Here is a 5,902-nt window from a genome sequence, read left to right as displayed (position 1 = left end):
TCGGGCCGGAGGTCGACGCCCTCACGCGTGGCGGGAAGCTGGCGGGACGCGGCGTCGGCCCCGCGCTGCGGCGGCTGCTCCCGTGGCCGGAGGCGACCCGGTTCGACGAGCTGGTGCCCGACCGCCTGCAGGTGCCCAGCTCGTCGTCATACCGTGTCGACTACCCCGAACCCGGATCCGACGCGGCACCGGTGCTGGCGGTCAAGCTGCAGGAGTGTTTCGGGTGGACGACCTCACCCCGGATCTGCGACGGGCGGGTCCCCGTGACCGTCCATCTGCTCTCCCCCGCCGGACGGCCACTCGCCGTGACCCGCGACCTGGAGTTCTTCTGGCGCGAGGCCTATCCCGGTGTACGGGCGGAGATGCGGGGCCGCTATCCCCGGCACCCGTGGCCGGAGGACCCGATGGGCGCCGAACCCACTCGTCGGACCAACCGTCGACATTGAGGATCCCGTTACCATAACGAACCGCCCTGCCGCACTGCCCCGGAGTTGTCCGCCTCATACCATGTGAGTCAGCGCACCTGCGTCCGTCGACCCCGCCCGGAGCGTGATCGCCATGCCCGCGTACACCCCACCCGCACCCCACCGGGTCCCCCTCCCGACCAGGACCCCCGCACGGACCAAGCGGATCCCGCGCGTCCGGAACCGGATCGGGGCCCTGGTGACGTTCACCGGTCTGGCGCTGGCGCTGCTCAGCCTCTACCTGCCGTGGCTGGCCACGGGCGCGGACGAGCGGATCTCGGCCCTGGGGATCACCGAGCTCATCGACGTCCGCAGCGTCGCACCGGTGTTGTTCGTCGGACTACTTGTCCTGGCCCTGCTCGTGGCCGTCACCGCGCTCACCCGCCTGGGGTCGTTCGCCGTCGCGGCGGCGGTGGTGGCGATCGGGGTCCTGGCGGGACACCTCGCCTTCGTCTGGACCCTGATCCTGTCCACGGGGTCGACGGAGCCGGCACTCTCGGGCCTGCCCGCGAACGCCACGGTGACCTCCGGGCCCTATGTGGCCGCGTTCGGGTTCGTGATGGTGTCGGCGGGGTCGGCCTGGGCCGCCCGGTCCGCTCGCTATCCGGTCGATCCCGTGACGTGACGGGCGGGCCCGGTCCGGCGGTCACAGTCCGCCACCGCACCGTCCGGCCGGAACGCACCGTTGTGGCAGAACCCGGACACCCCGCCTATTATGTGACTTACCTCACTTCACAGGTTCCGGTCCGATTAAGGGGCACCCGCCATGGCCGCACAGACAACGCCCGTCACCCGCACCTCGCCGTCGTCGGCGAGCACCCCGACCGGCGGCAAGATCATCCCGCACCTGCGAAACCGCGTCGGCGGCCTGATCGCCGTAGTGGGGCTGGCGCTCGCCCTGCTCAGTCTGTACCTCCCCTGGTTGAGCACCGGGACCGGCGGAGGGATCAGCGCGCTCGACCTCACCGAGATCCTGGACCTGCGCGCGATGGCGCCCCTGAACTTCCTGGGGCTTCTCGTGCTGTCGGTCCTGGTGGCGGTCACGCTGTTCACCCGGTTGGGATTCTTCGCGGCCGCCAACGCGGTACTCGCGTCCCTCGTGTTGATCGCCCACCTCATCTTTGTCTGGGTCCTGTTCAACTCGACCGACACCTCGGATCCGATGCTGGCGGGCCTGCCGGACGGCACCTCGGTCACCTACGGTCCGTTCGTCGCGGCGATCGGATTCATCCTCGTGATCATCGGATCGGCGTTGGCGGCCAAGTCCGCCGAGTACCTGCTCCCGGACCGCGCCGAGGCCCGCATGTTCACCGGCTCGTGAGGCGTCAGAACACCACCACGGTGTCCCCGACCTGCAGCCTCTCGAAATAAGTCGCCGCGGCGGGCCGGTCCATCCGGATACACCCGTGCGACTCGTAGGCCGGATCGCCCTCGTGGAAGGCGATCCCTCCCACGAAGTACACCGAGTACGGCATCGGGGCGTCGTCGAACAGACGGCTGACCTCGTGGCGCACCTTCCGGGTGACCTGGAACGTCCCGCGAGGGGTCTCCCAACCGACCCTTCCGTGCGACATCCGTACCGGCCCGTAGCTCAGCCGCTCCCCCGACTGCAGCCAGGTCCGGTTCCCGTCGAGGTCGACGCACGCGGCGGCCGTACGCGGACACGGGCTCTGCGGGGTGGGGTCCGGCGGCGGCGGGGGCGCGGCCGGAGGGGGCACGAACCCGGGCGGAGGAGTGATCCCCGCCGACTCCAGCCAGCCGCCGGCGGCGGTGCGCAGGTCCGCGTCCGCCTGTACGGATCCCGCCAGGGCCTGATCGAGCACCTGCTGGGCCTCCGGCGGTAGGGGGACCTGGGCCGAGGCGGCGGACGTGGAGGTACCCGCGATCAGCAACGCCGCCACCGCGCCGGCCACCACTCGCGAGGGGATTCTTCTCATGCCGTGATTATGTCCGGGGCACGTCACCCGGACGGACGACTCGCTGTCACGGTCCGGTCTCGACCCGGGCGCTCGACCGGCGCGAGGTCTACCGTCTGGACCATGAGCGAGTCACCGCTTCCCCTCCCCCGGCTCTCCGCGCCGGCGTCCCGCGCCCTCGCCGCGGCCGGGATCACCGACCTCCGCCAGTTGGACGGAACGCCCGAGAGGGACGTTCTGGCGCTGCACGGGGTCGGCCCCTCCCAGCTCGGCGTGCTGCGCGACGCACTGTCCGCGGCGGGGCTGTCCCTCGCCGATCCGCTCTCGCGGCCCCGCGCCACCGGCCGCAACGACAACACGGCGTTTCTCGAGACACCGGGCTCCCCACGGCAGTGGATCGAGGGGTTGCCCACCGCCCGGCGGGTGGAGGACGGCCTGCGCCTGCTCGAGCTCTTCGGCGAGGTCACCGGCGAACCACCGTCCATGTGGGGCCCGTCGATCGTGGGCTACGGCACGCACCACTACGTGTACGACAGCGGTCGTGAGGGCGACACCCTCCGGGTGGGCTTCAGTCCCCGCGCCTCCGCCATCAGCCTCTACGGACTGCTCAGGGCCCCGGGAGCCGACGCGTTGCTCGCGACGCTGGGGCCGCACAAGACCGGCACGGGGTGCCTCTACGTGACGACCCTGGCCCGGATCCGGGAACCCGTGCTCCGCGAACTCGTGGCGGCGGCGTGGGCGCAGCCGGACTGACGCAGCCAGAGCGTCGCCGGTGACGGTCGCGTCAGTCCCGCGGTAGCGGCTTGACCATCGGGAACAGGATCGTCTCCCTGATGCCCAGCCCGGTGAGCGCGATGAGCAGACGATCGATCCCCATACCCAACCCGGTGGTGGGCGGCATCCCCTGCTCCATCGCGGCCAGGAAGTCCTCGTCCAACACCATCGCCTCGTCGTCACCGGCCGCGGCGAGCCGCGCCTGGTCCTCGAACCGGCGACGCTGGATCACCGGGTCGACGAGCTCCGAGTAGCCGGTCGCCAGCTCGAACCCACGGACGTAGAGGTCCCACTTCTCGGTGACCCCCCGATCCGTGCGGTGATCGCGGGTCAGAGGGGAGGTCTCCACCGGGAAATCGCGGACGAACACCGGCCCCTCGAGCTGGTCACCGCACAGGTGCTCCCACAGCTCCTCGACCAGCTTGCCGTGCAGCCAGCCCCTGCCCGAGGGCACCTCGAGCCCGACCTCGCCGGCCAGTTCCGTGAGTTCCTCGACCGTCGAGTCGACCGTGACGGTGTCCTCGTCGGTGTTCCCCACCACCTCGGGGTGCTGCGCGCGCAGGGCCTCGTTGAGCGAGGGGTACATACGCATCTCACGCCACTGCCCGCCCAGGTCGTACTCCGTGCCGTCGGCGAGGGTGACGGTGGTGGTGCCGAACACCTCGCGCGCGACCTCCTGGATGACCTCACGGATCATCGTGGCGGACGTGTCGTAGTCCCCGTAGGCCTGGTAGGTCTCGAGCATCGCGAACTCGGGGCTGTGTGAGGAGTCCACACCCTCGTTCCGGAAGTTGCGGTTGATCTCGAAGACCCGCTCGATGCCGCCCACCACGCATCGCTTGAGGTAGAGCTCGGGGGCGATGCGCAGGTACAGGTCCAGGTCCAGGGCGTTGGAGTGCGTGACGAACGGCCGGGCGGCGGCGCCGCCGTGCAACGTCTGCAGCATCGGCGTCTCCACCTCCAGGAACCCCCGCCTGTCGAGGGCGTCCCGCAGGGCCCGGACGACCTTGATGCGGGTGACCGCGTTGCGCCGGGCCGTGTCGCGCATGATGAGGTCGGTGTAGCGCTGACGGACGCGCGTGTCCTCGCTCAGTTCCTTGTGCGCCACCGGCAACGGACGCAGCGACTTGGCCGCCAGCACCCACGAGTCGGCCATGACGGACAGCTCGCCGCGCCTGGACCGCACCACGCGGCCGGTCACCGAGACGTGGTCACCGAGGTCCACGTCCTGCTTCCACGCCTCGAGCCGCTCCTCGCCCACGTTGGCCAACGAGAGCATCGCCTGCAACTGCGGGGCGAACGAGTCGGGCCCGCCCTCGGTCGCCGGGACCGACAGGTCGGCGTCCGGGCTCACGCCGTCCTGGAGTCGGACGAAGCAGAGCTTGCCCGTGTTGCGGACGAACAGCACGCGGCCCGCGACGGAGACCCGGACGTCGGTCTCCTCCCCGGGCTCGAGGGCGACGAAGCGCGGATCCGAGGCGATCTCGACGAGCCCGTGCGTGCGGGGGACCTCGACCGGATAGGCGTCGACGCCGGAATCGAGGATGCGCTGCCGCTTGTCGCGACGGATACGCAGCTGCTCGGGGGTGTCGTCGGCGGGCTCGGTCGCGGCGGGGGTCGAGTCGGTCACGACTCCCGAGGATAGTCGTCCCTATGCGGCGGGGCCGAACCCGTCACCGCGCACGTGGTCGAGGACGTGGAGGTCGAACCGGTCCGACAGCTGCTCGATGGCGGCCGCCGCCCGGACACTGTTGCCGTGCTCGTCCAGGCGCGGCGAGTAGGCCGCGATCCCGAACTTACCGGGAACCACCGCGAACAGACACCCCGACACCCCGCTCTTCGCGGGCAGTCCGACCTGGTAGACCCAGTCGCCCGCCGCGTCGTACATGCCGCAGGTGAACATCACGCTGTTGGCGTAGCGGACCGCCTTGCGCCCGAGGATCCGCTCGTCGCTGCCGGGCTTCAGACCGCCGTTCGCGAACATGGCGGCCATGTGGGCGAGTTCCCGGACGTCCACGCGGACCGCGCACTGGCGTCCGTACCCCGCCACCACCTCGTGGGGGTCGTCCGCGAGGGTGCCCTCCTCGGCGAGGAGGTGCGCGAGCGCCTGGTTGCGGTGTGCGCTCTTGGCCTCGATGTCGGCGATCTCCTCGTCGACCTCCACGTCACGGCCGACGAGGCGGGAGAGCAGTGCGCGGATGTGCTCGAAGCGCGAGACCTCGTCGTCGTCGGTGTCCCCGACGAGCGCGTGGGCGGCCAACGCCCCGGCGTTGACCAGACCGTTGGGTGCCCGGCCGGTCCCGGCCTCGAGGGAGATCTCGTTGAAGGCGTCCCCGGAGGGTTCGACCCCGATCCGCTTGGCCACCTCGTCCACGCCCTTCTGGTCCAGGGCCAGGGCGTACACGAAGGGCTTGGAGGCGGATTGGAGATCGAAGCGGATGTCGTCGTCCCCCGCCGAGGTCACGGTGCCCTCGAGGTCGCACACCGCCATCGCCAGGGCGTCGGGGTTCGGGTGTTCGTAGTCGCCGAGGTGCGGGACCAGTTCGCCCGAGGAGTCGTCACGGACCTCGTCGAGGATGCCCTGGAGAAGGTCTGCCGAGATGTGGTCCGTCATGGACGCGACCGTACCGGGGCCGGTGCCCGCGCGCCCCCGGTCGGGCGTGGTGCCGCGCTCAGTGCGCCGAGATCGCGGATCGCTCGCGCAGCAGGTGCTCGGCGTCCGAGAGCAGGCCGAGCGCCCCCGCCGCC

Annotated in this window: 7 protein-coding genes; 4 read left to right on the top strand and 3 right to left on the bottom strand. The window is 71.0% G+C overall.

The genetic code is table 11. The annotated features are described in order from the left end of the window. The 3 genes from G6028_RS12520 to G6028_RS12510 form a co-directional block, all read left to right on the top strand. On the top strand, positions 1–446 hold a 446-nt coding region (locus G6028_RS12520), incomplete at its 5' end, for an ATP-dependent helicase C-terminal domain-containing protein (RefSeq protein ID WP_277817603.1). Between the two features lie 112 nt (positions 447–558). Further along, positions 559–1,089 carry a hypothetical protein gene (locus G6028_RS12515; RefSeq protein WP_182659063.1) on the top strand — a complete coding sequence of 177 codons (531 nt, stop codon included), beginning with the start codon at positions 559–561 and terminating at the stop codon, positions 1,087–1,089. Positions 1,090–1,230: 141 nt separating this feature from the next. Then, entirely contained in the window at positions 1,231–1,785 is a 555-nt protein-coding gene (locus G6028_RS12510) for a hypothetical protein (protein WP_182610523.1), read from the top strand. 4 nt (positions 1,786–1,789) lie between these two features. Here G6028_RS12510 and G6028_RS12505 read toward each other — a convergent pair whose 3' ends face one another. Then, the gene (locus G6028_RS12505) at positions 1,790–2,401 is read right to left on the bottom strand and encodes a L,D-transpeptidase (RefSeq protein ID WP_182645538.1); all 612 of its coding nucleotides are present in this window, start codon (positions 2,399–2,401) and stop codon (positions 1,790–1,792) included. A gap of 102 nt (positions 2,402–2,503) precedes the next feature. On the opposite strand from G6028_RS12505, the gene G6028_RS12500 reads away from it, so the two are divergent. Beyond that, positions 2,504–3,133 (top strand): DUF1801 domain-containing protein, encoded by a 630-nt coding sequence (locus G6028_RS12500; RefSeq protein ID WP_182659062.1) that lies wholly within the window; start codon positions 2,504–2,506, stop codon positions 3,131–3,133. Between the two features lie 31 nt (positions 3,134–3,164). On the opposite strand, the gene lysS is transcribed toward G6028_RS12500, so the two are convergent. Both lysS and glsA read right to left on the bottom strand, forming a co-directional pair. Further along, positions 3,165–4,784 carry a lysine--tRNA ligase gene (lysS, locus tag G6028_RS12495; protein WP_182659061.1) on the bottom strand — a complete coding sequence of 540 codons (1,620 nt, stop codon included), beginning with the start codon at positions 4,782–4,784 and terminating at the stop codon, positions 3,165–3,167. Positions 4,785–4,805: 21 nt separating this feature from the next. Next, the gene (glsA, locus tag G6028_RS12490; RefSeq protein ID WP_179524484.1) at positions 4,806–5,768 is read right to left on the bottom strand and encodes a glutaminase A; all 963 of its coding nucleotides are present in this window, start codon (positions 5,766–5,768) and stop codon (positions 4,806–4,808) included. Positions 5,769–5,902 lie beyond the last annotated feature (134 nt).

Origin of the sequence: Dietzia cercidiphylli, assembly GCF_014145145.1 — a bacterium.
Lineage (GTDB): Bacteria > Actinomycetota > Actinomycetes > Mycobacteriales > Mycobacteriaceae > Dietzia > Dietzia natronolimnaea.
This window is presented reverse-complemented; position numbering and strand designations above follow the sequence as displayed.